This window comes from Amycolatopsis kentuckyensis, assembly GCF_041679295.1.
GTDB classification, from domain to species: Bacteria; Actinomycetota; Actinomycetes; order Mycobacteriales; family Pseudonocardiaceae; genus Amycolatopsis; species Amycolatopsis kentuckyensis_A.
In genome coordinates, this window is record NZ_JBGDMD010000002.1 from 98,023 (window position 1) to 121,454 (window position 23,432).

General features: G+C 71.6%; 22 protein-coding genes. 9 read left to right on the forward strand and 13 right to left on the reverse strand.

Annotation, left to right across the window (positions count from 1 at the left end):
- Window positions 1-24 precede the first annotated feature (24 nt).
- On the forward strand, window positions 25-843 hold the full coding sequence (locus ACERZO_RS06275) for an SAM-dependent methyltransferase (protein WP_372664575.1): 819 nt from the start codon (window positions 25-27) through the stop codon (window positions 841-843).
- Between the two features lie 13 nt (window positions 844-856).
- Window positions 857-2,968, forward strand: coding sequence for a putative bifunctional diguanylate cyclase/phosphodiesterase (locus tag ACERZO_RS06280; protein ID WP_372663184.1), 2,112 nt, complete (start codon window positions 857-859; stop codon window positions 2,966-2,968).
- Here ACERZO_RS06280 and ACERZO_RS06285 read toward each other — a convergent pair.
- From ACERZO_RS06285 to ACERZO_RS06310, 6 genes are all read right to left on the reverse strand, one after another.
- Window positions 2,923-3,807 carry a DMT family transporter gene (locus ACERZO_RS06285; RefSeq protein WP_372663186.1) on the reverse strand — a complete coding sequence of 295 codons (885 nt, stop codon included), beginning with the start codon at window positions 3,805-3,807 and terminating at the stop codon, window positions 2,923-2,925. The genes ACERZO_RS06280 and ACERZO_RS06285 overlap by 46 nt on opposite strands.
- Window positions 3,808-3,837: 30 nt before the next feature.
- A complete protein-coding gene (locus ACERZO_RS06290) occupies window positions 3,838-5,952 on the reverse strand; it encodes an MMPL family transporter (protein WP_372663188.1) in 2,115 nt (704 codons plus the stop codon).
- A 113-nt stretch (window positions 5,953-6,065) separates the two neighbouring features.
- On the reverse strand, window positions 6,066-6,314 hold the full coding sequence (locus ACERZO_RS06295; RefSeq protein WP_364451598.1) for a hypothetical protein: 249 nt from the start codon (window positions 6,312-6,314) through the stop codon (window positions 6,066-6,068).
- On the reverse strand, window positions 6,311-6,652 hold the full coding sequence (locus tag ACERZO_RS06300) for an ArsR/SmtB family transcription factor (RefSeq protein ID WP_372663190.1): 342 nt from the start codon (window positions 6,650-6,652) through the stop codon (window positions 6,311-6,313). The genes ACERZO_RS06295 and ACERZO_RS06300 overlap by 4 nt, the downstream gene beginning before the upstream one ends.
- Before the next feature lie 55 nt (window positions 6,653-6,707).
- Window positions 6,708-7,445: a Long-chain-fatty-acid--CoA ligase gene (locus tag ACERZO_RS06305; protein WP_372663192.1), complete on the reverse strand. Its 738-nt coding sequence runs from the start codon at window positions 7,443-7,445 to the stop codon at window positions 6,708-6,710.
- Window positions 7,446-7,577: 132 nt separating this feature from the next.
- The gene (locus ACERZO_RS06310) at window positions 7,578-8,300 is read right to left on the reverse strand and encodes a DUF2786 domain-containing protein (RefSeq protein WP_372663194.1); all 723 of its coding nucleotides are present in this window, start codon (window positions 8,298-8,300) and stop codon (window positions 7,578-7,580) included.
- A gap of 88 nt (window positions 8,301-8,388) precedes the next feature.
- Between ACERZO_RS06310 and ACERZO_RS06315 the strand changes: the two genes are divergently transcribed.
- Window positions 8,389-9,387 carry a GNAT family N-acetyltransferase gene (locus tag ACERZO_RS06315; protein ID WP_372663196.1) on the forward strand — a complete coding sequence of 333 codons (999 nt, stop codon included), beginning with the start codon at window positions 8,389-8,391 and terminating at the stop codon, window positions 9,385-9,387.
- Here the strand turns inward: ACERZO_RS06315 and ACERZO_RS06320 are convergent.
- Both ACERZO_RS06320 and ACERZO_RS06325 read right to left on the reverse strand, forming a co-directional pair.
- Window positions 9,362-9,919 carry a TetR/AcrR family transcriptional regulator gene (locus ACERZO_RS06320; protein WP_372663198.1) on the reverse strand — a complete coding sequence of 186 codons (558 nt, stop codon included), beginning with the start codon at window positions 9,917-9,919 and terminating at the stop codon, window positions 9,362-9,364. The two genes, ACERZO_RS06315 and ACERZO_RS06320, sit on opposite strands and share 26 nt — an antisense overlap.
- The gene (locus tag ACERZO_RS06325) at window positions 9,898-10,695 is read right to left on the reverse strand and encodes an SGNH/GDSL hydrolase family protein (RefSeq protein WP_372663200.1); all 798 of its coding nucleotides are present in this window, start codon (window positions 10,693-10,695) and stop codon (window positions 9,898-9,900) included. Before ACERZO_RS06325 ends, ACERZO_RS06320 begins: the two co-directional genes overlap by 22 nt.
- Before the next feature lie 109 nt (window positions 10,696-10,804).
- Here ACERZO_RS06325 and ACERZO_RS06330 point away from each other — a divergent pair, with 109 nt between their 5' ends.
- Window positions 10,805-11,230 (forward strand): YybH family protein, encoded by a 426-nt coding sequence (locus ACERZO_RS06330; RefSeq protein ID WP_372663202.1) that lies wholly within the window; start codon window positions 10,805-10,807, stop codon window positions 11,228-11,230.
- 3 nt (window positions 11,231-11,233) lie between these two features.
- Here ACERZO_RS06330 and ACERZO_RS06335 read toward each other — a convergent pair whose 3' ends face one another.
- Window positions 11,234-12,706 carry a helix-turn-helix domain-containing protein gene (locus ACERZO_RS06335; RefSeq protein WP_372663204.1) on the reverse strand — a complete coding sequence of 491 codons (1,473 nt, stop codon included), beginning with the start codon at window positions 12,704-12,706 and terminating at the stop codon, window positions 11,234-11,236.
- A gap of 104 nt (window positions 12,707-12,810) precedes the next feature.
- On the opposite strand from ACERZO_RS06335, the gene exaC reads away from it, so the two are divergent.
- Both exaC and ACERZO_RS06345 read left to right on the forward strand, forming a co-directional pair.
- Window positions 12,811-14,334: an acetaldehyde dehydrogenase ExaC gene (gene exaC, locus ACERZO_RS06340; RefSeq protein WP_372663206.1), complete on the forward strand. Its 1,524-nt coding sequence runs from the start codon at window positions 12,811-12,813 to the stop codon at window positions 14,332-14,334.
- On the forward strand, window positions 14,334-14,705 hold the full coding sequence (locus ACERZO_RS06345) for a DUF779 domain-containing protein (protein ID WP_372663208.1): 372 nt from the start codon (window positions 14,334-14,336) through the stop codon (window positions 14,703-14,705). Before exaC ends, ACERZO_RS06345 begins: the two co-directional genes overlap by 1 nt.
- Here the strand turns inward: ACERZO_RS06345 and ACERZO_RS06350 are convergent.
- Window positions 14,671-16,029, reverse strand: a complete 1,359-nt coding sequence (locus ACERZO_RS06350) for a M20 family metallopeptidase (protein WP_372663210.1) — start codon at window positions 16,027-16,029, stop codon at window positions 14,671-14,673. The two genes, ACERZO_RS06345 and ACERZO_RS06350, sit on opposite strands and share 35 nt — an antisense overlap.
- Window positions 16,030-16,083: 54 nt before the next feature.
- Between ACERZO_RS06350 and ACERZO_RS06355 the strand changes: the two genes are divergently transcribed.
- Window positions 16,084-16,767, forward strand: coding sequence for an MOSC domain-containing protein (locus ACERZO_RS06355; protein WP_372663212.1), 684 nt, complete (start codon window positions 16,084-16,086; stop codon window positions 16,765-16,767).
- Entirely contained in the window at window positions 16,757-17,353 is a 597-nt protein-coding gene (locus tag ACERZO_RS06360) for a TetR/AcrR family transcriptional regulator (protein ID WP_372663214.1), read from the forward strand. Before ACERZO_RS06355 ends, ACERZO_RS06360 begins: the two co-directional genes overlap by 11 nt.
- On the opposite strand, the gene ACERZO_RS06365 is transcribed toward ACERZO_RS06360, so the two are convergent.
- Both ACERZO_RS06365 and ACERZO_RS06370 read right to left on the reverse strand, forming a co-directional pair.
- A complete protein-coding gene (locus ACERZO_RS06365) occupies window positions 17,354-18,919 on the reverse strand; it encodes a beta-N-acetylhexosaminidase (protein ID WP_372663216.1) in 1,566 nt (521 codons plus the stop codon).
- A gap of 65 nt (window positions 18,920-18,984) precedes the next feature.
- On the reverse strand, window positions 18,985-20,856 hold the full coding sequence (locus ACERZO_RS06370) for a propionyl-CoA synthetase (RefSeq protein WP_372663218.1): 1,872 nt from the start codon (window positions 20,854-20,856) through the stop codon (window positions 18,985-18,987).
- A gap of 185 nt (window positions 20,857-21,041) precedes the next feature.
- On the opposite strand from ACERZO_RS06370, the gene ACERZO_RS06375 reads away from it, so the two are divergent.
- Window positions 21,042-22,796, forward strand: a complete 1,755-nt coding sequence (locus ACERZO_RS06375; RefSeq protein WP_372663220.1) for a serine/threonine-protein kinase — start codon at window positions 21,042-21,044, stop codon at window positions 22,794-22,796.
- Here ACERZO_RS06375 and ACERZO_RS06380 read toward each other — a convergent pair.
- Window positions 22,793-23,365 (reverse strand): class I SAM-dependent methyltransferase, encoded by a 573-nt coding sequence (locus ACERZO_RS06380; protein ID WP_372663222.1) that lies wholly within the window; start codon window positions 23,363-23,365, stop codon window positions 22,793-22,795. The two genes, ACERZO_RS06375 and ACERZO_RS06380, sit on opposite strands and share 4 nt — an antisense overlap.
- Window positions 23,366-23,432: the final 67 nt, after the last annotated feature.

Consider the following 23,432-nt stretch of genomic DNA (forward strand, 5'->3'; position numbering starts at 1 on the left):
GACGCGGCTGAGAAGGTGTTTCTCGTGACACGATCACCGGAATGGGTTCCACCGGGTGTCGATATCTCCGTGCCCAGCATGGCGCGCACTTACGACTTCATGCTCGGCGGCGGCCACAACTTCGCCGTCGATCGCGCGGTCGGCGCGCAGATCGAGCGCGCGATGCCCGGCCTGCGCGACGCCGCGCGCGTGAACCGCGCGTTTCTCGGGCGCGCGGTGCGGTTCATGACGGCCAACGGGATCCGCCAGTTCCTCGACATCGGTTCGGGGATTCCGACGGTGGCGAACGTCCACGAAGTCGCGCAGGCGCAGGACCCGGACTGCCGCGTGGTGTACGTCGACCGCGATCCGGTGGCGGTCGCGCACAGCGAGCTCCTGCTGACGGGGAACGATCGCGCCGCTATCGTGCAGGCCGACATGCGGGATCCGGAGAAGATCCTCGAATCGCCGCAGGTGCGCGGGCTGCTCGATCTCGAAAAGCCGATCGGGCTGCTGATGCTGTTGATGTTGCACTGGGTCCCGGACGAATCCGGGCCGCTCGAACTCGTCGGCCGGTACGGTTCGGCGCTCGCGCCGGGCAGTTTCCTCGCGATCACCCACGTCACCGGCGACCACCAGGGCGAAAACCTCGAAGAAGCGACGGACGTGATCAAAGAAAGCCGCAGCCCCGACCAAGTGACGTTGCGGACGCACGCCCAGGTGGCCACCCTTTTCACCGGTTTCGAAATCGTCGAACCGGGCCTGGTCGGCTGCGGCGAATGGCGGCCGTCCGGGCCGGCGGACATCTCCGCGGCGGCCGAGATGAACATGCTGGTCTACGCCGGCATCGGCCGAAAGAGCTGAACGGGCGCCGCACATGCCGATGATCGAACAACGACCGGAACGACCGGCGGGGCCCGACCCGGAACGCGCGCGGACCGTCCTCGCCCGCAAATGGGCTTACCTGCTCAGCGGCGTCACCGTCGTTTCGCTGAGCCGTGAGCTCCTCGACGAGGAACTGCGCGGAATGCTGGACACGCTCGTCGAGTCCCTCCTGGGCTCGCCCGCGGACACCGCGCCCGCCGAACGGATCGGCGCGCGGCTGGTGGGGCTCGGCTACGTCGGCGAACCCGGGCTGCGGTGCACGCTCGACGTCCTCGGGAAGGGCCTGCCGTCGCTGCCGGAGCTGCGGCCGGCGGACCGCTTCGTCGAGCGGATCGTGGTGGCCCTGGGCGCGCTCTCCTGCGGATTCCTGCTCGCGCACGAGCGAAGCGTGCTGGACCAGCAGGAGATCATGCACCTGTCGCTGCTCAAGGCGGTGCGGGACGCGCAGTGGAACCTGAAGCAGAGCGAGGCGCGTTTCGACGAGGTCGTGACGTCGTCCGCGAGCGGCATCGCGCTGGTCGCCCTCGACGGCCGGATCGTGCGCGCGAACGCCGCGCTGGCCGAGATGCTCGGCCACCCGGCGGGCGTATTGACCGGGACGCAGCTGGCCGACCACGTGCACCCGGAGACCGTCGACGTCCTCCGCGAGGCGATGACCGAGCTCGTCGGCGGCGGCAAGGAGCGGATCCGGCAGTCCCAGAGGCTGCTGCGCAAGGACGGCGACGTCGCCCGCATCTCGCTCACCGCGTCGCTGCTGCGCGACGCCGAAGACCAGCCCGGCCACTTCGTCGTCGTGGTCGAGGACGGCACCGAGCTGATGCTGCTGCAGGGCGAGCTGAGCCGCCAGGCCCTGCACGACGTGCTGACCGGGCTGCCGAACCGCCAGTACTTCGGCACCCACCTCGAAGCCGCGCTGCGGCGCGCCGACCCGGAGTACGGGGTCACGCTGCTCCACGTCGACCTCGACGCGTTCGGCATGGTCTGCAACAGCCTCGGCCGCCGCGTCGGCGAGCAGCTGCTGGTGCACTTCGCCCAGCGGCTGAAGTCCGTGATGGCCCGCGAAAAGGCGATGATCGCGCGGTTCCACGCCGACGAGTTCGGCATCCTGGTCGAGAACTCCGCGTCGACGCCGGACATCGACGCCACCGTCCGCGCGATCAACGACGAGCTCGCCGAGCCGTTCTTCGTCGACGGGCACGGCCTCGCGCTGTCGGCCAGCGCGGGCGTGGTCCACCGGCCCGCCAAGACCATCGACCCGGCGGAGCTGCTGCGCGCGGCCGATCAGACGCTGCGGCGCGCCAAGGTGCGGCGGCGCGGCCAGTGGAAGATGTTCGACCGCGACGCCGACGCCGAAGACCGGCGGACGCAGGCACTGGCCGTGGGCATGGCCGGTGCGTGGGAGAACGGCGAGATCGCCGTGCGCTACCGCCCGCTCGCGCGGCTGGCCGACGGCGAGGTCGCCGGATATGAGGCCCGGCTGCACTGGGACCGGCCGGGCGCCGCGGTGCTCCAGCACGAACGCTGCGCGGAGCTCGCCGAGTCGACCGGGCTGGTGTTGCCGCTCGGGGACTGGCTGCTGCGCGCGGCGGCCCGGCAGGGCGAATGGTGGCGCCAGCGCGCGGGCTCCCGGCTGCCCATGGTCGCCGGGCTGACCGGCCACCAGGTGTCGGACGAAGCGCTCGGCACCCGCGTGACGCGGTTGCTTTCGGACACCGGCCTGCCGCCGGAGCAGCTGATGCTCGGCGTCCCGGTCGGCGCGCTCAAGGTGTCCGGTGTCCTCGACAACGTCACCGCGCTCGCCGCCCTCGGCGTGTCCGTCATGCTCGACGAGTTCGGGCTCGGCCCGGACGACCTGCGCGCGGTCGAGGACCTGCCGGTCGGCATCGTCCGCGTCGACCGCCGGCTCGCGGAGTGGCAGGCGTGGTCGGATTCGACGTTCCTGGGCGCGCTGGTCCCGCTGGTCCGCCAGGTCGGTGCCACGCTGGTCGTCGACGGCATCCACACCGAGGACCAAGCGGACTGGTGGGGCGCGGCCGGCGCGGAGCTGGGCACGGGCGACTACTTCGGGATGGCGAGGGCGCCGGGCGAACTGGCCTTCGTTTGAGCGGGACGGCGTGTCAGGCCGACCGCGATCAGCACGACGACCATGCCGCCGAGCACGCGCGGGGACAGCGGTTCGCCGAGGAAGAGCGCGCCCAAGGCGATCGAGACGACCGGGAGCAGGTAGCCGACCGTCGCGGCCGCCGTGGGGCCTTCCTCGGTGAGGACCTGGTAGTTGAGGTAGAAGGTGACGCCGGTCCCGAACACGCCGAGGACCACCACCGCCAGCAGCGCGGTCAGGTTCGGGTGCGGGGCCGCGCCCGACACCGGCAGCGCCAAGGTGGTCAACGCGGTCGCCGTCGTCAACTGGGCGGCCGAGACCGCGAGCGGCGCCCCGCCGGGCGGCAGTTTCCGGGCCATGTAGGCGAACGCGATCGCGTAGCTCAGGCCGGCGCCGAGCAGCGCGAGCGCGCCCGTGCTCAGCAGCCCGGACTGCTCCCAGGGCGCGAAGATCACCAGCACGCCGGCGAACCCGAGGGCCAGCCCGAGCAGCCGCACCGGGCCGAGGCGGCGGTCCGTGCCGAGCAGGACGCCGATCAGCAGCGACCACAACGGCGTCGTCGCGTTCATCACGCCCGCGACACCGGAGTCCACCGTGCGTTCCCCGATGCCGAAGAGCGCGAAGGGCAGGGCGTTGCAGAAGAACGCGGCGACGACCAGCCGCCCCCACGTCCGGCGGTCACGCGGAAGCCGCTGGCCGGCCGCGAAGGCCAGGACCAGCAGCGTCAGTGCACCGAGGGCGCAGCGGATCAGCGTGAGGTGGACGGGGCTCAGCCCGGTCAGGGCCAGCTTGATCCAGAGGAATCCCGAGCCCCACAGCAGGGCCAGCACGGCTATGCGCATCACGTGATCCACGGTGCCGTGGCGGACCTGTCAGGACAAGTGAAGAGTTCTGGACCGATCCTTAAGGGTTGCTACAGCTTTGGGTCGCCAGAGCCGGTCGCCGAACAGTGCCAGGGCCGCCGGGAGCAGCACGCCGCGCACGAGCGTCGCGTCGAGGAGGATCGCGAACGCCATCCCGAGCCCGAGCATCTTGTACTCGATCGCCGCCAGGCTCAGGAAGATGCTGAAGACGCCGGTCATGATCAGCGCGGCGCTCGTCACCACGCCGGAACTGCGCGCGGTGCCCTCCACGATCGCCTCCCGCGCCGAACCGCCCGCCTGCCGTCGTTCGCGGATCCGGCTGAGGATGAAGACGTGGTAGTCGGTGCTCAGCCCGAACAGCAGCACGAACAGGAACATCGGCAGCCAGCCGAGTACCCCGCCGTACGGCGTGAAACCCAGTAGTGGCGCGAGAAAGCCGTTCTGGAACACGAGCGTGAGCACGCCGTACGCCGCGCCGACCGACAGCAGGTTGAGCAGGATCGACACCGCGGGCACCGCGACCGACCGGAACACCACGAGCAGCAGCGCGAACGCGAGCAGCAGGATGAACCCGAAGACGTACGGCGCCCGCGCGAGCACTTGCGCGGTGAAGTCGTGCGCTTCGGCCGTCCGGCCCGCCACCGCGTAGCCGACGCCGTCCAGCCGCCCGATCGCTTGGGGCAGCAGGGTTTCCCGCAATATCGTGAGCGTGCGGCTCGCGGCTTCGTCGTTGCCGGTGCCGCCGAGCGGGATCCGGACGACGAGCGCCTGGTCCACCGGGACGACCACGGCCGGTTTCGGTGTGCTCGCCGTGAGTTCGCCGATGGCTCGGCGGAGCGCGGGTGTGTCGACCGGGCCGCCGTTCTCGTTCCAGAGGACGACGTGCGCGGGCATCGTCACGCCGGGAAACGCTTCCTGGACGCGCGCGGCCGCGTCGATCACCGGGATGCTGCGTGGCAGGCTTTCGGTCGGTGCGGGGTCCTGCAGCCGGATTCCCAGTGCGGGCAACGTGAGCAGAACCAGGAGCGCGGTCGCGACCCCGCTCCAGAGCGCGGGCCGGCGGGTGACGACGCCGGCCACCGCCGCCCAGAACCGCGAGCGCGTGCCGCGGTCGCCGAGCCGCGGGATCCGGCCGCGGTCGACGCGGTGCCCGAGCAGCGAGAGCGTCGCGGGCAGCACCGTCACCGCGGCCAGGACGGCCAGTCCGACGACCAGGACCGTGCTCACCGTCAGCCCGCGGAGGTTGTCGAGGCCGGTGAACAGCAGGCCGGTCACGCACAGCACGACCGTCAGCCCCGACACGACGATCACGTGCCCGGACGTTCGGGCGGCGATCCGGATCGACTCCTCCACGCCGTGGGCGCGCTCTTCCCGCGCCCGGCGCAGGAAGAACAGCGAATAGTCGACGCCGACCGCCATGCCGATGAGGAGCGTCATCGCGGAAGTGGCGCTGTTGACCGGGATCCAGTTGTCCACAAGGGACAGGAAGCCGAACGCGGCGGCTACCGTCGTGCCCGCGAGCAGCACCGGGATCGCGGCCGCGACCAGCGAGCCGAACACGACCAGCAGGATCAGCGCGGTCAGCGGGAGCGACCGGGTCTCGGACCGCTTGATGTCCTCCTTGATGCTCTGGTCGACCGCGCCGGACACGCTGAGGTCGCCGGCCTGGGCCAGATGGGCGTCCGGGTGCCGCGCGGCGACGGCCCGGACGGCGGCGGTCGCCGTCGCGAGGTGGTCCCGGACTTCCGTGCCGGTGCCGAGGATCCGGAAGGTGACCAGGCCGGACCGGCCGTCGGCGGAGACCTGGGCCGGGTCGTCGAGCGGGGACCGGATGTCGGCGGCACCGGCCGTCCGCAAGCTCGCCACCAGGTCGGCGACGGCCGGAGAGTCACGGGGGACGAGGACGTTTTCCCAGAACGGTTCGCGGGTGGCTTGGCGGTCGAGGACGGCTTGGCCGATTCCGGCGTTCCCGGCGGGACTCGAGCGCGCGTCTGTGCCGGGCACGAAGGTGCCGATGGCCCAGGCGAAAATGACGAGCGCCAGCCAGCCGAGGATCGCGGCGGCGCGGTGGCGCAACGACCAGTTCGTGACGCGTTCGACCACGGGGGGTTTCGCGGGCAGCATGAACTAAAGTCCTTCCGTGAAGGAGTGATCCGATGAGAGCTCGTCCCTCGGGCGAGTGGGTGCTTCTTCCTCCTGGGCCGCCGAGTTGCCGCTCGGCGGTCCAGGGCCTCAGCTCAGTCGACCTCCTTGAGCACGTGTTCGATGGACCGCAGCCGGTCCTGGACGTCCTTCAGCTGCCGCTCGGTTTCCTCCTGCGTCCGGACGGCTTTTTCGGCCAAGCTCCGGTATTCGCTTTCGCGGGCGAGCGCGGCCTTGGCGCGCCAGGTCGAGGCCAGCTGCACGATCGCGATCGACAGCACGACGGTGATCAGGACGAAGACCCCGGTCACGCCGATGATCTCCTGCCACTGGTGCCAGTTCATGTCCGTCCCTCCTCGCCGTCCCCCTGGACGGACTCCGGTGTGGTCAGCGTCGGCACGGCGGCCGCGATCGTCTCCGGCGTCAGCTCGACGGAGAACGGGGTGAGCTCGTAGAACCGCAGCGTCTTGCCGTCTTCGCCGACCTCGAAGCTCGCCTCGACCAGGCCGGCGGCTTCGAGCTTGCGCAGGTGCACCTGCAGCAGCGCGCGGCTGATCCGCAGCTCGCGCGCGAGCTTGCTGACGTAGGTGCGCTCGGCGCGCAGGGCGGCGATGATCCGCAGCCGGTGCGGGTTGCCGAGGGCACCCAGCTGCCGCAGGAGCTCGTCGCCCGTGGTCCACATGCCAACAAAAGTTAGCAGGTGGCTTCGCGGGGAGCTATCGGGGTGATCCTCGATTTCACATCGGGTGGTCCATCCAGACGTTCGGCTCGACGTACGTCGCCGTGTCGTAGGCGGTCGACGCGTAGACCGGGGCGATGCCGCCCGGAATGAAGTTCTCGCCGTCCTCAAGCTTCACGCCGGTCCACGCGCGCCAGTCGGCGAGGGAACCGGACAGCGTCACCGCGAACGGGCACACCTTCACGACTCGCGCGCCGAGACGCTCGTGGGTGCGCAGCCAGCGGTCCGCGAGCAGGCCGTCCTCGCGGCGGCGGGCGGCGTACTCCGGCATCGGGACCGCCGGCTCGGCCTCCTTGCCGATCGGGCGGACCGACACGATCAGCTTGCGCAGCCCCGTTTCCGCGGCTCGCGCCTTCAGCGCTTTGAGCATCGGCGCGGCCAGCCCGCGGCCACGCAGGTGCGGCGCGATGACGACTTCCAGCGCGCACAACGCGGTGGGCTCGCGGCCGTCCATGACGTCCTGGGCGGCCCACTCGATTGCCTGGTCCCAGCCGTGGTCCGGGAGTTCGGCGCGGTCTGCCGCCGGGAACGCGAGCGGGACCGACAACGCGCGTGCCATCGGGACGCCGTCGTCGTCGAGGGCGATCAGGAAGTAGCTCGCCCAGTGGCGCAGGAACCGCTCGCCGGTGATCATCCGGCCGCTGGCGCCCTGGTAGATGAACTGGCCGCCGACGTCGCCGAGAGCGAGCGCGGCGTCGAGCAGGTCAGGGCGGGAGGCAAGATCGACAACGCGCATGCGCCCAGTGAAGCGAAAAGATCACCCAGCGGACACCGGCATCCGGGCGACGCGGGGCCGCGCTTAGGTCTTGAATGAGTCATTCAAGACCCCGGAGGTCCTGAATGACTCATTCAAGACCTCCGGGCCGGCTCAGCGCAGGGCCTTGAGCCGGCGGGTGAGCGCCGACGGGTCGAGGTTGGCGCGCGTGCCGGCGTCGTGGCCGTCGAGGTAGCCGCTGCCGGACAGCCGGCGGGGTGCGGCCGAACGCAGGTCGCCGTACTCGGCGTCGAACGCGTGCTGCACCATCTGCGCGCGGTCGCGGACCACCAGCTCGGCCGACTTCCCGCCGCCGGTCGCCGCGGTGCGGACCGCTTCCTGCTCGGCCTCGGACAGCCGCTCGTGCACCGCGCGGGCGAAGCCGTGCAGCCAGGTGCGCCGGTAGGCGGCGAGCGACTCGCCGGGGAAGAAGCCGTCCGGCCGGACGCGCGTCAGCTGCGTGCTGGCCTGCAGCAGCAGGCTGGTGAACAGCAGTTCGACCCGGCCGAGGTCCGAGCGGTAGCCGAAGACCGTGACGCTGTCGACCTTCTGGCCGAACCGGTGCAGCAGCGTCCGGCAGCGCAGCGGGTAGGCGACCGAGGTCAGCAGGCTCGCCTTGTCGCGGCTGTAGGGGTCGTTCATCGGGATCTTCAGCGTGCCGATGTCGTCGGAGCTCGCCCCGGACGCGGCGAGCATCGCCTGGTCGATCCCGTACCGCGCGACCAGCTCGGCGGCCTTCTTGTTGTAGGCCTCGGCCTCCGCCTCGGTGACCGCCGGGTCCTCGGCCTTCGCCAGCAGCTTCCGGATGCGCTCGAGCTGCGGGTCTGACTCGGTCATGGAGGGCAGGGTATTCGATCAGGTGTTCGGACGCGTGCAAGGGGGTCGGCGTGTCCTGGACACTGGACGGACGACCGAAGGGGGAACGGTGGATCTGGAAATCGCGCGGTTCGACCCGGCGGTGGCCGACCTCGCCCGCTGCCACGACCTGCTGGTGGCGAGCCACCTCGCCGACCGGCCCGGCGAACCCCCGCTGCCGCTGGCGGAACTGGCGGGGCGGTGGACGCGGTCCCTGCCGGGCATGGGCTCGGCCGAGCGCTGGCTGGGCTTCCGCGGCGGCGACCTCGTCGCGCTCGCCCAAGTGCACTTCCTCGACGCCGAGAACAGCGCGATCGGGTTGACGCACGTCGTCGTGCACCCGGCCGCCCGGCGGGCCGGGATCGGCGGCGCGATGCTGCGCACGGTCCTGCCCGTCCTGCGGGAGCGGGGCCGGCGGGTCGTCGAGGGCTGGGAGGTCGTCGCCGGCACCGCGGGCGAGCCGTGGGCCGCGGCGATGGGCTTCCGGCCGGTGCGCACGATCGTGCGGCAGGCGCTGGTGACCGCCGAGGCCGACCGGTCGCGCTGGGACGTCCCGGTCCCGGCGGGCTACCGGCTGCTGCGGTGGGCCGGTGCCGCGCCGGACGCCGTGCTCGAGTCCTACGCCGCCGCGCGGGGTGCGATCCACGACGCCCCGCTGGGAGAGTCGGGCTACCGCTGGCCGCAGTGGTCGCCCGCGCGGGTGCGGGCCGCCGAGGCCGAGGCGCGGGAGCAGGGTCTCGAGCAGCGGATCGTGGCCGCGGTCCACGAGCGCACCGGAGACGTCGCCGCTTTCACCGAGGTCTGCGTGCACCCGCGCCGCCCGGACTGGGGATACCAGCGCGACACCGCCGTGGTGGCCGCGCACCGGGGTCGGGGTCTCGGCCGGTGCATCAAGGCGCACATGGTGCGGTGGCTGCTCGCCGAACGTCCCGCCGTCGCCCGGATCAGCACCACCACCGGCGCCGACAACGCGCACATGATCCGCGTCAACGAGGAGATCGGCTATACGACGCTGCCGGCCATGATCGCCGTGCAGCGGGAGCTCACCCCAAGTACGCGTCCAGCGTGACGGCCAGCGCCGACTCCGGGGACGGCGCGAAGCTCGCTCCCGCCAGCCCACCCCACAGCCACAGCTGCGCCAAGCCGTGCAGCGCCGCCCACAACGACGCCGCGACCAGCCGCAGATCGGCGCCGGAGCGCGCGAGCGGGGTCGGGACCGCCGCCACCAGTACCGCGAACGTGTCGAACACCGCGCTCGCCGCCGCCGACAGTGCCGGGTCGTCCGCGTCCACCAGGTCCCGGCGGAACATCAGCTCGAACATCGCCGGGTTGGCCAGCGCGAAGTCGAGGTAGCTGTGGCACGCGGCGGTCAGCCGCTCTCGCGGCGAGTTCCCCGGCAGCGTGTCGCGGCGGGCGAGCAGATCGGCGTACCCGCGCGTCGCCACCGCGGACAGCAGTTCGGCGCGGCCGGAGAAGTGCCGCAGCGGCGCGCCGTGCGAAACGCCGGCCGCCTTGGCGATCCCGCGCAGCGTCACCGCCTCGACGCCGCCGTCCACCAGCAGCTCGGACGCGGTGTCGATCAGGCGTTGCCGGGTGCCCATGCCTCGTCCCGGGTCATGGGGAGCAGGTCCGGGCGCTTCGGGAAGAACCCGTCGCCGGGCTGGCGGCCGATCATCCGGTTGCGCGTGCGCGTCACCGCGACCGGCAGGACCTCGCGCAGCAGCCAGTGCACGTCGGCGCGCCAGCCGCCGGGTGCCGCGACGCCGGGCAGGGGTTCGAGCCACGCGGGGTCGTGGCTGACGCCGAGCAGGCCCAGGACGTACGCGGCGAGCCGGCGGTGGCCGTGCGCGGACAGGTGCAGCCGGTCGGCGCCGAAGTACCGCGAGTCGGTGACGGCCTGGTCGGGCCACAGGTCGATCAGCAGCGCGCCGTAGCTGACGGCGGCCTCGCGGATGGCCTCGTTGAGCGCGACGATCCGCGGCCGCATCCGGCGCCCGAGCGGCATCCGGTGCGAGACGTCGCTGAGGGTGAACGTCACGACGACGGGCGAGATCTCCGTGCACGCGCGGACGGCGGCGTCGACCCGCCGGGCGACGGTCCGCGCGTCCCACCCGCGGCTCATGACGTCGTTGCCGCCGCCGAAGAGGGCGACGAGGTCGGGTGCCAGCCGCGTCGCCGCCGGGACCTGCTCGGGGACGATCTGGTCGAGCCGCCGGCCGCGCACGGCCAGGTTGGCGTAGCGGAAGCCGGGCTCGTCCTGGGCGAGGCGGGCGGCGACGAAGTCGGCCCAGCCCCGGTAGGCGCGCCGGTCCGGGTACGGGTCGTCGAGTCCTTCGGCGCAGCTGTCGCCGAGGACGACGAAACGGTGGTAGCTCATTCCGATCTCCGTAACCCGTGGTTCACCTTGTAGACACTGTCTATCAAACTTCTGTAGACGGTGTCTACTTCGGTCGTCACAATCAGGGGCCCCGCTTCGTCGAGCGGGTATGACACACGAATCGGAAGTCACCCGGCACCTCGGCAAGATCATCGAAGGGCTGCGGGCCAAGGACCTCGACGCGCTGCGGGGGCTCTACGCCCCGGACGTCGTGTCCTTCGACGTCGAGCCGCCGCTGCAGCACGTCGGAGTGGACGCGAAGCTGAAGAACTGGGCGAAGGTGTTCGCCATTTTCGAAACGGTCGACTACGAGCTGCGCGACCTGACCGTCACGGTGAGCGGCGACCTCGCCGTCGGGCACGGCTTCGGCCGGGTCAGCGGCACGCTGGCCGGCGGGAAGCCGGTCGAGGGCATGTGGGTCCGGGCGACCTTCGTCCTCCGCGAGACCGGCGACGGCTGGGTGATCGTCCACGACCAGGCGTCCGTGCCGTTCGACATCGCGACCGGCAAGGGCGTGACCGACCTCCAGCCGTGACGCTCAGGCGAGCCGCGCGCGGTGGGCCGAGACGGCGGCCCGCCGCGGGTCGGCCGCCGGGAGCGTCCGCAGCAGGGCGTCCAGCACCGCGAAGTCGTCGACGCCGCAGGCGGTCTCCCAGAACGACCACAGCACGCCCGGGTCGCCGCTGTTCAGCGCCACCTGGCGCACCTGGGCCGTGAGCGTCTCGCGCTCCTCGCGGATCGCGGGCGCCTCCGACTCCGGCAGCAGCGGTCCGCGGAAGAGACGCAGGACGTCGGACGGCGATCCGGTGCGCAGGCGCGCTTTGGCCGTGGCGAAGTCCGCGTCGACGTCGGCCGCCAGCCGGTACGGACGCGTCTGCACCACCGAGGCGCCCAGCTGGGACCGCAGGCGGTGGATCTCCGCGCGGACCGTCACCGGGTTGCCGGTCTCGCCGTAGAGCTGCAGAGCCAGCCGTTCCGCCGAAAGGCCGTTCGGATGCAACGCCAGCAGCGTGAGGATCTCCGCGTGCCGCAACGTCAGTGGGACTTCGCGACCGTCCACAGTGGTCACGTGCGGGCCGTCCGACAGGTACTCCAGCCGCAGTCGTGACCGTTGGCTGCCGCCGCCGGAGGAAAGCCGGAGCAGGTAGCCCTCTTCGAGGGGCTCCACCGTGGCGAGCCGCCCGTCGGGCAGGGCGACCGTCCCGCCACCGCGCCGGATGTCCACTGTGGACGGCAGCAGGCACGACTGGGCGGCCAGCACCCGGCCGCCGGCGGACAGCAGTGCGCCGGGGCGGCCGCGCAGTGCCTCCAGGTGCGGCATGTTGACGCGCCGCAGGCGTTCGTCGCGGATCGCGAGCTGGGCGCGCAGCTGGCCCTCGGCGAGCTGGGCCGTGGCCGTGACCAGCGAGATCATCGCCGGGTGGACCGTGCGCAGCGGCCCGCTGACGTCGATCGAGCCGAGCAGGACGCCGGTCTCGGGGTCGCGCACGGGCGCCGCCGCGCACGTCCACGTGTGGTAGCGCCGGACCAGGTGCTCGGCCGAGTGGATCTGCACCGGCTCGCCGGTGGCCAGCGCCGTGCCCATGGCGTTGGTGCCGATCGCCGCCTCGCTCCACCGCGTGCCTTCGGCGAGCCCGACGCGGTCGCCGCGCAGCAGCTGGGCCGCCGCGCCCTCGCGCCACAGGATCAGCCCTTCGGCGTCGGTCACGATCATCACGTGCTCGGCGTCGTCGGCGATGCTCACCAGCATCTGCCGCAGCACTGGCAGCACCGGGGCCAGCGGGTGGGCTTCGCGCAGCGAGGAAAGGGCGTCCGCGGAGTAGACGAACGGCGCTTCGCCCTCGTCCGGATCGACCTGTGCGGCGAGCGAGCGGTTCCACGAGTCGTGGACCACGGAGCGTGGCGAACGCGGGCCCGGCACCCCGGCCAGCACCGCCTCACGGACGTGCTCCAGCAGCCGCGCGTAGGACCCGGGGTCCCGCAGCATCTCCGGTTCGGGCGTCTCTGCCACGTTCACCAGCGTAGATAGCCCGCAGGCCGCGGTGCAACGCGCTTGCAACGTTGCCGGACCTACGTTCGCGGCACTCCGTCACTCCGAGCAACGAGGCAGGGAAGATGGTCCAGTACGCCGCACCGAACACCGAAGGCAGCGTCGTCAGCTACGAGTCGCGCTACGACCACTACATCGGCGGCGAGTACGTACCGCCCGCGAGCGGCCAGTACTTCGAGAACCCGACGCCCGTCACCGGCAAGACCTTCTGCGAGATCGCCCGGGGTAACGCCGAGGACGTCGAGAAGGCCCTCGACGCGGCCCACGGCGCCGCACCCGCGTGGGGCCGGACCTCGCCCGAGGCACGCGCCAACATCCTGCTGAAGATCGCCGACCGGATGGAACAGAACCTCGAGGCGATCGCCGTCGCCGAAGCCTGGGAGAACGGCAAGGCCGTCCGCGAGACCCTCGCCGCCGACATCCCGCTCGCCATCGACCACTTCCGCTACTTCGCCGGCGCCCTGCGCGCCCAGGAGGGCGGCATCTCGCAGGTCGACGAGAACACCGTCGCCTACCACTTCCACGAGCCGCTCGGCGTGGTCGCGCAGATCATCCCGTGGAACTTCCCGATCCTGATGGCGGTCTGGAAGCTCGCCCCGGCGCTGGCCGCGGGCAACGCGATCGTGCTCAAGCCGGCCGAGCAGACCCCGGCGTCGATCCACCTGCTGTTCTCGATCATCGGCGACCTGATCCCGCCGGGCGTGGTCAACATCGTCAACGGGTTCGGCGTCGAGGCGGGCAAGCCGCTGGCCTCCAGCAACCGCGTCCGGAAGGTCGCCTTCACCGGCGAGACGACGACCGGCCGGCTGATCCTGCAGTACGCCAGCGAAAACATCATCCCGGTGACCGTCGAGCTCGGCGGCAAGAGCCCGAACATCTTCTTCGACGACGTCGCCGCGCAGAACGACGACTTCTATAACAAGGCCCAGGAAGGCTTCGCGCTCTTCGCGCTCAACCAGGGCGAGGTCTGCACCTGCCCGTCGCGGGCGCTGATCCAGTCCGGCATCTACGACAGGTTCCTCGGCGACGGCGTCGAGCGCGTCCGCAAGATCAAGCAGGGCCACCCGCTCGACACCGAGACGATGATCGGCGCGCAGGCGTCGAACGACCAGCTCGAGAAGATCCTGTCCTACATCGACATCGGCAAGCAGGAAGGCGCCGAGATCCTCACCGGTGGCGTGCGCAGCGACCTCGGCGGCGAGCTGTCCGGCGGCTACTACGTCGAGCCGACCGTGTTCGCCGGCGACAACAAGATGCGGATCTTCCAGGAGGAGATCTTCGGCCCGGTCGTGTCGGTGGCGAAGTTCGACGACTACGCCGACGCCATCAAGATCGCCAACGACACGCTCTACGGCCTCGGCGCCGGCGTCTGGTCGCGCGACGGCAACACCGCCTACCGCGCCGGCCGCGACATCCAGGCGGGCCGCGTCTGGGTGAACAACTACCACGCCTACCCGGCGCACGCGGCCTTCGGCGGCTACAAGGCGTCCGGCATCGGCCGCGAGAACCACAAGATGATGCTCGACCACTACCAGCAGACGAAGAACATGCTGGTCTCCTACTCCGACCAGGCGCTCGGATTCTTCTGATGACGCAACGAGTAGACCTGACACCGGCTGCCGCGGACCTCCTGCGGCAGCTGGTGTCACTCCACGGGCCGGTGATGTTCCACCAGTCCGGCGGGTGCTGCGACGGCAGCGCCCCGATGTGCTACCCGGCCGGGGAGTTTCGCACCGGCGCGTCAGACGTGCGCCTGGGCGACCTTGAAGTCGAGGGCATCGAGGACGTGCCGGTCTGGATGTCCGGGCCGCAGTTCGAGTACTGGAAGCACACGCACCTGACGATCGACGTCGTGCCCGGCCGCGGGAGCGGGTTTTCCTTGGAGGCGCCCGAAGGCGTGCGTTTCCTGATCCGCTCCCGGCTGCTCACCGACGCAGAGTCGGCGGCGCTGAACCGATAGCGCCGAACAACGCCGTGGCGAGTTCTAGGCCTTCCCGGGCCACCGGGGCGAGCAGGTGCTCGTCCGGCGCGTGCTGCAGGCAGCCCGGGTAGGAGTGCGGCAGCCACAGCGTCGCCAGTCCGAGGACGTCGGTGAAGACGTGGTTGGGCAGCCCGCCGCCGAAGTTCGGCAGCAGGGCGACGGGTTTGTCCGCCACCTGGTCCAAAGTGGACTTGGCCCAGCCTGCCCACGGGTTGTCGACCGGGGTGCGGCTGGCGAGGAAGGTGGCGTCCGCCGTCACCGAAACCATCGGGAACCCTTGCGCGGCAAGGTGCTTTTCGAGCGTCGTGGTGAGGTCACCGATCTCGGTGCCCGCGACGTACCGCAACTGCAGCACCGCGCGGGCGCGGCCGGGGATCGCGTTGACCGGGCGGTCGGCGTCCCCGGCGTCGAGCGCCAGCACCTCCAGGGTGTTCCAGCCGTAGAGCCGCTCGGCGGGGCCGAGTCGTTGATCGCCCCAGCCCTCGTCCGCCCCGTCGACGACCACGTCGGCCAGCGCTTCGCGGACGGACTCCGGCAGCTCGGGCGGCAGCAACGCGGGCACCTGGATGCGGCCGTGGCCGTCGACCAGGCTCGCGATCGCGGCGGCGAGCGTCGTCGCGGGGTTGCGCAGGATCCCGCCCCAGTTGCCGGAGTGGTAGGCGTCCGGGCGCAGGTTCGCGTCGAGGGTGATCCGGACGCCGCCGCGGGCGCCGAGGAACAGCGTCGGTGTCGCCGCGTCGAGGCGCGGGCCGTCGGAGGCGACGAGGACGTCGGCTGCGAGGAGTTCCTTCTGCTGGGCAGCGAACTCCGTGAGACCGGGCGAGCCGATCTCTTCGCCGGTCTCGAAGAGGAACTTCAGGTTGAAGCCGAGGGCGCCGCGCGCTTCGAGGAGCAGCCGCAAGGCCGTGAGGTTGATCAGGTGCTGGCCCTTGTTGTCGGCGGTGCCGCGGCCGTACCAGCGGTCGCCGTCCGCGGTCAGCGTCCACGGGTCCAAGCCGTCGCGCCACCGCCCGGCTTCCCCGACGACGTCGGCGTGGCCGTAGCAGAGCAGCGTCGGCAGGTCTTCGCCTTCGGTGCGGACCCCGACCAGGAACGGGCCGCCCGCCGGGTCCGGGTTGGCGTGCTGGGTGACCTCGCAGCCGAGGCCGGACAGCGCCGGGGTCAGGACTTCGTCGAGGTAGGCCTGGATCGCGGCGCGGCCTTCGGGGGCGTCGCTCACGGTGGGGTAGGCGACGAGCCGGGCGAGTTCGGCGAAGAACGCGCCGGAGTCGACGTGGGCGCGGGCCTGGTCGAGCAGTTCCATGACCGCCAGCCTAAAGGGCGAAAACAATACGAACGGTCGTGCTATCTTCGGGGTATGAACGTCGACAGCGTCTACGTGGGCGAACCGAGCGTCCTGGGGTACCGGCGAGAGCGGCAGGTGCTCAGCGGGATCACGAAGGCGCTGGTCACCGCGCCGGAGCTGCAGCTGACCGAGCTGAACCTCGACGGCGACCGCCAGGCCGACCTCACCGTCCACGGCGGGGTCGACAAGGCGGTCTACGTCTACCCGGCGGAGCACTACGCGGCCTGGCGCGAGGACGGCTTCGAGGTCGGCACGGCCGATTTCGGCGAGAACATCTCGCTGTCCGGGGTCACCGAGGACGACGTGCGGATCGGGGACGTCTGGGCCTGGGGCGACGCGCTCGTGCAGGTCTCGCAGCCGCGGTCGCCGTGCTTCAAGCTCGCGATGAAGACCGGCCGCAAGGACATCGCCCCGGCGATGATCGACTCCGGGCGCAGCGGCTGGTACCTGCGCGTGCTGCGGCCGGGCACCGTGCCGACGTCCGGCGCGCTCGAGCTGGTCGAGCGCGCGGACGCGCCGACGGTCGCCGAGGTGTACGTCATCTCGTTCGCCAACTACGGGCAGCTGCCGCCGGAGCACGTCGAGCCGGCGCTGGACTTCGCGGACCGCGTGCTGGCGACGCCCGCGCTGGCGGAGCAGTGGAGCGCCGGCATCCAGTCCACTGTGGACCGCTGGCGGGCGCGGCGTGCCGGTTGACGGCCGGGTCGCCCGCGGCGACGCGACCCGCCGCCTGGTGCTGCGCCGGGCGGCGGACGTCGCGTCGGTCGACGGCCTGGAGGGACTGTCCCTCGGCCGGCTGGCCACCGAGCTGGAGCTGAGCAAGAGCGGCGTGTTCGCGTTGTTCGGCTCGAAGGAGGAACTCCAGCTCGCGACGGTCGAGGCGGCGTTCGCCATCTTCGAGGCGCACGTCGTGACGCCCGCCCGCGCGGTGGCGCCGGGCTTGCCGCGGCTGCGCGCGATCTGCGAGAACTGGCTGGACTACTCGGAAAAGCGCGTGTTCCCGGGCGGGTGCTTCTTCTTCAACGTCGGTGCGGAGGTCGACGCGCGTCCCGGCCGGGTCCACGACGCGGTGGCGGCGGCGAGCGGCACGTTCGCGGAGTTCATCCGCGAAACTTGCTTCGACGCGGTCTCGCTCGGCCACTTGGCCGCGGACGCGGAGGTGCTGGCGTTCGAGCTGCACGCGCTGGGCCGCGCGGCCAACGCCGACGCGGTGCTGAACGGGGGAACGCAGGCGTACGAACTGGCCAGGCGGGCGATCCGCGCCCGCCTGGCCGGCGCGTGACTACTTCCAGTCGACCTGCGGGCTGCGGTAGAAGTTGATGCCCTGGGCCACCCAGCGCGGGCTCTGCTTCGCGAGGCGGGCGCGGTAGGCGTCCCAGTTGTGGGTGGCGCGAGGGGACCAGCCGATCTCCGCGATGCCCGGCAGCCGCGGGAACGCCATGTACTCGATGTCGGCGCTCGTGCGGATCGTCTCGGTCCACAGCGGCGCCTCGACACCCGCGACCTGCTTCTCACCGACGCCGGTCACCAGCGACGCGGGATCCCAGTCGTACCCGTCGCGCACCTCGATCAGCGCGGCCCAGTCCTGGCCGAGCGGCGTCGAAGCGTCGTACTTCATGTCCAGGTACGCGTAGTTCGCCGGCGACATCAGGATCTTGCTGCCCCGGGCCGCCGCGGCCGCGACCGAGGCGTTGTCCCCGCCGAAGTCCCAGTACTGCGGGACCGCCGACGCGGGCGGGTCCGACTTCGCGATCTCGTGCCAGCCGGTGACCTTCTTGCCGTACTTGGCGACGATCGGCTGCACCTTCTTCTCGAACGCGAGGTAGTCCGCGGGCGGCGTCGAGTGCGCCTCGTCGCCGCCGATGTGCAGGTACGGGCCGGGGGTGATGGCCGCCAGCTCGCGGACGACGTCCTCGACGAACTTGTAGGTGATCGGCGAGGAGATGCACAGCGAGCTGTAGCCGACCTCGGTGTCCGTGCGGACCGGGACGGCCTTGCCGTCGCAGTTCAGCTCCGCGTACGTCGACTGCGCCGCGTTCGTGTGGCCCGGCATGTCGATCTCCGGGATCACCGTGATGTGCCGCGAAGCCGCGTACGCGACGATGTCCTTGTACTGCGCCTGGGTGTAGTAGCCGCCGGGGTCGCCGTCGACGGCGGTCAGGCCGCCGACCGTGGCGAGCTTCGGCCAGCTCTTGATCTCGATCCGCCAGCCCTGGTCGTCCGCGAGGTGCAGGTGCAGGGTGTTGACCTTGTACTGAGCGATCTGGTCGATGTACCGCTTGACCTGGTCCGGCTTGAAGAAGTGCCGGGCGACGTCGAGCATCGCGCCGCGTTCGGCGAAGCGCGGGTAGTCGAGGATCGTGCCGCCGGCGACGGTCCACGTCCGGTGCTGGACGCGCTTCGCGTCGATCGCCGACGGCAGCAGCTGCCGCAGCGACTGGACGCCTTCGAAGAGCCCGTCCGCGGTGTTGGCTTTGAGCGAGACGCCGTCGCGGGCGACCTTCAGCTCGTAACCCTCGGTGCCGATCCGGGAGTCGTGGCCCAGCTGCAGGGAAATCGCGGGCAGGCCGGCGGCGTGCGGCACGACCGGCAACGGGTAGCCGGTGGCCGGGCGCAGCAGGCCGCGCAGGTAGTCCGCGACCTGGCCGGCGCCGCGGCCGGCGGTGATCACGGTGAACGGCGTCAGCTTGAAGCCGCCCCGCGGGTCGGCCTTCGCCGAGACGGGCGCCGGGACGACGTCGGTCACGCTGCGTTCCGGGGCGGCCGGCGCGGCCACCGCGGCAGCGGGCACGCCGACGGCCGTGAGACTCACGATCGCCGCGGTCAAGACGGCTCTGGACAAGCGCATCAGGGCACCTCCGGTCGGGGACTCCTCCCAAAGGTACAGACCAGCGGAGCCATTTGGAACAGTCCTTAACGAAGGGCGGCGCGGATGGCGTCCAGGACGGCCGGGTCCTCGATCGTCGACGGCACGGCCTCGTCGCGCCCGTCGGCGATCGCCCGCATGGTCTTGCGCAGGATCTTGCCCGACCGCGTCTTCGGCAGCGCGTCCACAATGGACACATCACGGAACGCGGCGACCGGCCCGATGTCCCGGCGCACCAGTGCCACGAGTTCGTCGCGCAGCTGGTCTTCGGCGATGTCCGCGCCCGCCTTCAGCACGACGAACCCGCGGGGCAGCTGGCCCTTGAGCTGGTCGGCGACCCCGATGACGGCGCACTCGGCGACGGCCGGGTGCGAGGCCAGCACGGCTTCCATCGACCCGGTGGACAGCCGGTGGCCGGCGACGTTGATGACGTCGTCGGTGCGGCCCATGACGAACAGGTAGCCGTCCTCGTCGAGGTAGCCGGAGTCGCCGGTCAGGTAGTACCCGTCGTAGCGGGAGAGGTAGGCCTCGCGGTAGCGCTCGTCGTCGCCCCAGAGCGTCGGCAGTGAGCCCGGCGGCAGCGGCAGCTTGACCGTGATGGCGCCTTCGCGGCCGGCCGGCAGCTCGTCGCCGGCCTGGTCGAGGATCCGGACGTCCCAGCCGGGGACGGGCTTGGTCGCCGAGCCCGGCTTGACCTCCATCGGCTCCAGGCCGCGCGGGTTGGCCGCGATCGGCCAGCCGGTCTCGGTCTGCCACCAGTGGTCGATCACCGGTGCGCCGAGCTTCTCGTGCGCCCAGTGGAGGGTCTCCGGGTCGAGCCGCTCGCCGGCCATGAAGAGCGTCTTGAACGCCTTCAGGTCGTACTTCGCCAGTTCACGGGCGTCCGGGTCGACCTTCTTGACGGCCCGCAGCGCGGTCGGCGCGGTGAACAGCGCCTGGACGCCGTGCTCGGCGATGACCCGCCAGAACGCGCCCGCGTCCGGCGTGCCGACCGGCTTGCCCTCGTACATGACCGAAGTCGCCCCGACCAGCAGTGGCGCGTACACGATGTAGGAGTGCCCGACGACCCAGCCGACGTCGGACGCCGTCCACCAGACGTCACCGGCGTGGACGTCGTAGACGGCGTCCATCGAGTAGGCGAGCGCGACGGCGTGGCCGCCGGTGTCGCGCACGACGCCCTTCGGCTTCCCGGTGGTCCCGGACGTGTAGAGGATGTAGAGCGGGTCGGTCGCCGCGACCGGCACCGGGTCGGCCGGGTCGGCGTTCGCCGCCAGCTCCCGCCAGTCGAGGTCCCGCTTGGCCAGCTGGGCCGGCGCCTGCTCGCGCTGCAGCACGACGACGTGGTCGGGCTGGTGCTCGGTCAGCTCCAGGGCGGCGTCGATGATCGGCTTGTACTCGACGACCCGCGTCGGCTCGATGCCGCAGGACGCCGCCAGGATCACCTTGGGTTTCGCGTCCTCGATCCGCGCCGCCAGCTCCTTCGGCGCGAAGCCGCCGAAGACCACCGAGTGCACCGCGCCGATCCGCGCGCAGGCCAGCATCGCGATCGCCGCTTCGGGCACCATCGGCAGGTAGATGATCACGCGGTCACCCTTGGTGACCCCCAGCGAGCTGAGGGCGCCGGCGAACCGCGCGACCGTGTCGCGCAGCTCCTCGTAGGTGTAGGTGCGTTGCCGTCCGGTCACGGGAGAGTCCCAGATCAGTGCGGCCTGGCCGCCGCGGCCGGCCTCGACGTGCCGGTCGAGCGCGTTGTACGAAGTGTTCAGCTCGGCGTCGGGAAACCACCGGTAGAAGGGCGGGTTCGAGCTGTCCAGAGCCCGCTCCGGCGCCTTCGTCCAGCTGATCGCACCGGCCGCGGCCAGCCAAAACGCTTCCGGGTCCGTCAGGCTGCGCCGGTAGGCCTCGGCGTACGCGCCCATTGCCGCTCCTTCACGTCGAACATCCGCGCCGGCCCCCATCATGGCGCGGGAGCGGCGGGCTCGCCGGATTCCGGGCACGCTGAAGACCCGGCAACCTCACGGCGGCCGGCTGCGTCCTAAGCTGGACCGCGGGGAAACGCGGCGTGACGGTACGAAGTGAACACGGACAGTGAGGGGATCCGGCGGTGAACGGACTCGCGAGCGCGTTGCTCTCGCTAGCCCATTCCTTGTTCGGCCCGGGCTTCTGCCCCGGCGACTGGGTGTGGGCCACGAGTGCGGCCGGCGCGCTCGTCGCGCTGATCCCGCCGGCCGGCGCGCTGGCCGTGTCGATCATCCGGAAGGGCACGGGCAACCGCTACGACGCCACGACGCTGGGGGTCTTCGGCGCGATCGGCCTGGTCAGCGCCCTCGTCCTGCCGTGGCTGCTGTCGAACGGCGTGTCGGGCGTCTACCGCTCGGCGTTCGCCAAGGAGAAGACCGGCCTGTCCGCGACCGAGCTCTCGACGCTGCGGGGCCCCGGCGGCTGCTGGGTCGATTCCCAGGTGGACTACCTGGGCGGCCGGCAGACCGTCTTCGACGTCTTTTCGTCCCGCAGCACCGGCGCCGACGACCTCCCGTTCTTCGTGTACCTCCTGGCGTTCATCGTCCTGGGGGCGGGCTCGCTGCTGTTCGTCATGCTCCAGGGCCGCACCGCCTTCCGCCGCGGCCCGAAGTGGCCGTCGCGGTTCTTCTGGATCCCGTTCGCCGCGATGCTCGCGTTCAGCGTCGGCATGGAGGCGAACACCGCGCTGCACTTCTGGCTCGGCTTCCTGCCGTTCAGCGTGCTGGGCCTGATCCCGGTCGCGATGGTCGGACCGCCGCCGTGGTCGGTGATCAACCGGTCCGACGCGCCGCCGCGCCGCGAGGAGCCGCAGGGGCCGCCGCCGTCGCAGGTCCAGCCGCGCCCGACCCCGCCGCCCCCGCCCCCGGTCAACCGGCCGTACCCGAAGACGGCGCTGGCGTCCGCGCCCGAGCCCCCGCCGATGGCCGGCGCGCTGGCCGCGGCCCCGGGCCCGGTCCCGCCGCCGCCCGGCTCGCGCAACGCCGGCGGCAGCCGCTACCGCCGCGTCAAGCAGCTCGGTGCGGGCGGGTTCGGCACGGTCTGGCAGGCCGTCGACACCCAGCTCAACCGCACGGTCGCACTGAAGATCGCGCACGCGCCGGACCGCGACACCGCCGAGCGCATGCAGCGCGAGGCCCGCGCGCTGGCCGTGGTCAGCCACCCGAACTGCGTCAAGGTGTACGACCTGGCCGAAGAGCCGGACGGGCTCGCGCTGGTCATGGAGTACCTCGAGGGCCGGCCGCTGGCCGAGCTGGTCGACGGCCAGGGCCCGCTCGACGACGTCGCGGCCGGCCGCCTCTGGGCGACCATGGCGGGCGCGCTCGCCGCGGCGCACGAGAAGGGCGTCCTGCACCGCGACATCAAGCCGTCGAACGTCATCCTCGACCCGAGCGGCCTGGCCCACCTGATCGACTTCGGCATCGCCCGCAGCCAGGGCGACTCGAAGATGACGGCGACGGGCATGATGATCGGCACGCCGGACTTCGTGGCCCCGGAGCAGGCGATGGGCGCGGCGGCGTCCCCGGCGTCCGACGCGTGGCAGCTGGCGGCGACGATCAGCTACGCCCTGTCCGGCCAGCCCCCGCGCGGCACACGCGAGACCCCGATGGCGGCCCTGATGGCCGCGGCCCGGGCGGAACCGGTGTCCCGGCTGCCCCAGCGGAGCGCGCACGCGCGGCTGCTGGCGGCTTCGCTGGACCCGGAGCCGCGACGCCGTCCGACGCTGAACGCCGTGCGGCGTGAGGTCGAGGGCTGGCTGTCGCGGGCGGGCAAGTCGGCCGACGGCCCGGTGACGCGGGTGGTGCCGCGCCAGCCGGGTGGCCAGGTGCCCCGCCGCTAGCCGGGCTTCACCGCCTCGAAGATCAGCAGCTCCTTCGGGTGGTGCTGGATCTTCACCTGCTGCTCGAAGCCCGCCTTTTCGAGGCGCGCCGGGAACGTCGCCGCGTCGACGACGTTCATCGTGTCGCCGAGGTGCAGCAGGCGGAACCTCAGGTTGAGCTGGCCGTCGCTACCGCAGTACGTGCCGCCCGGGCGCAGGACCCGGGCGGCCTCGGCGAAGATCGCGTCCTGCAGCTCCTTCGTCGGCACGTGGTGCAGCATCGTGAAGCACACGACGGCGGAGAAGCGGCCGTCCTCGAACGGCATCTCCGCGCCGCTGCCCTCGACGACCTCGGCGCGGCCGCCGAACTTCGCCCGCAGCAGCTCGCTCGACGCGGGGTCGATCTCCAGGACCGTCAGCTTCGGGACCGCCTTGAGCAGCACGGTCGTGGTGGCGCCGAAGCCGGGGCCGATCTCGAGGACGTCGTCGCCGAGGTCGCGCTGCTTCAGCCACGGCGTCAGGCGTTCTTCGACGGTGGCCGCCCACTTCTCCGAGCTGCAGATCTTGCGGTGGATCAGGTTCATCGGCATGCGTCCGACGTTATTTCCACGCGCGGATGGCCGGTAGCCGATAGCCTGCCAACTGATGTCGCGAACC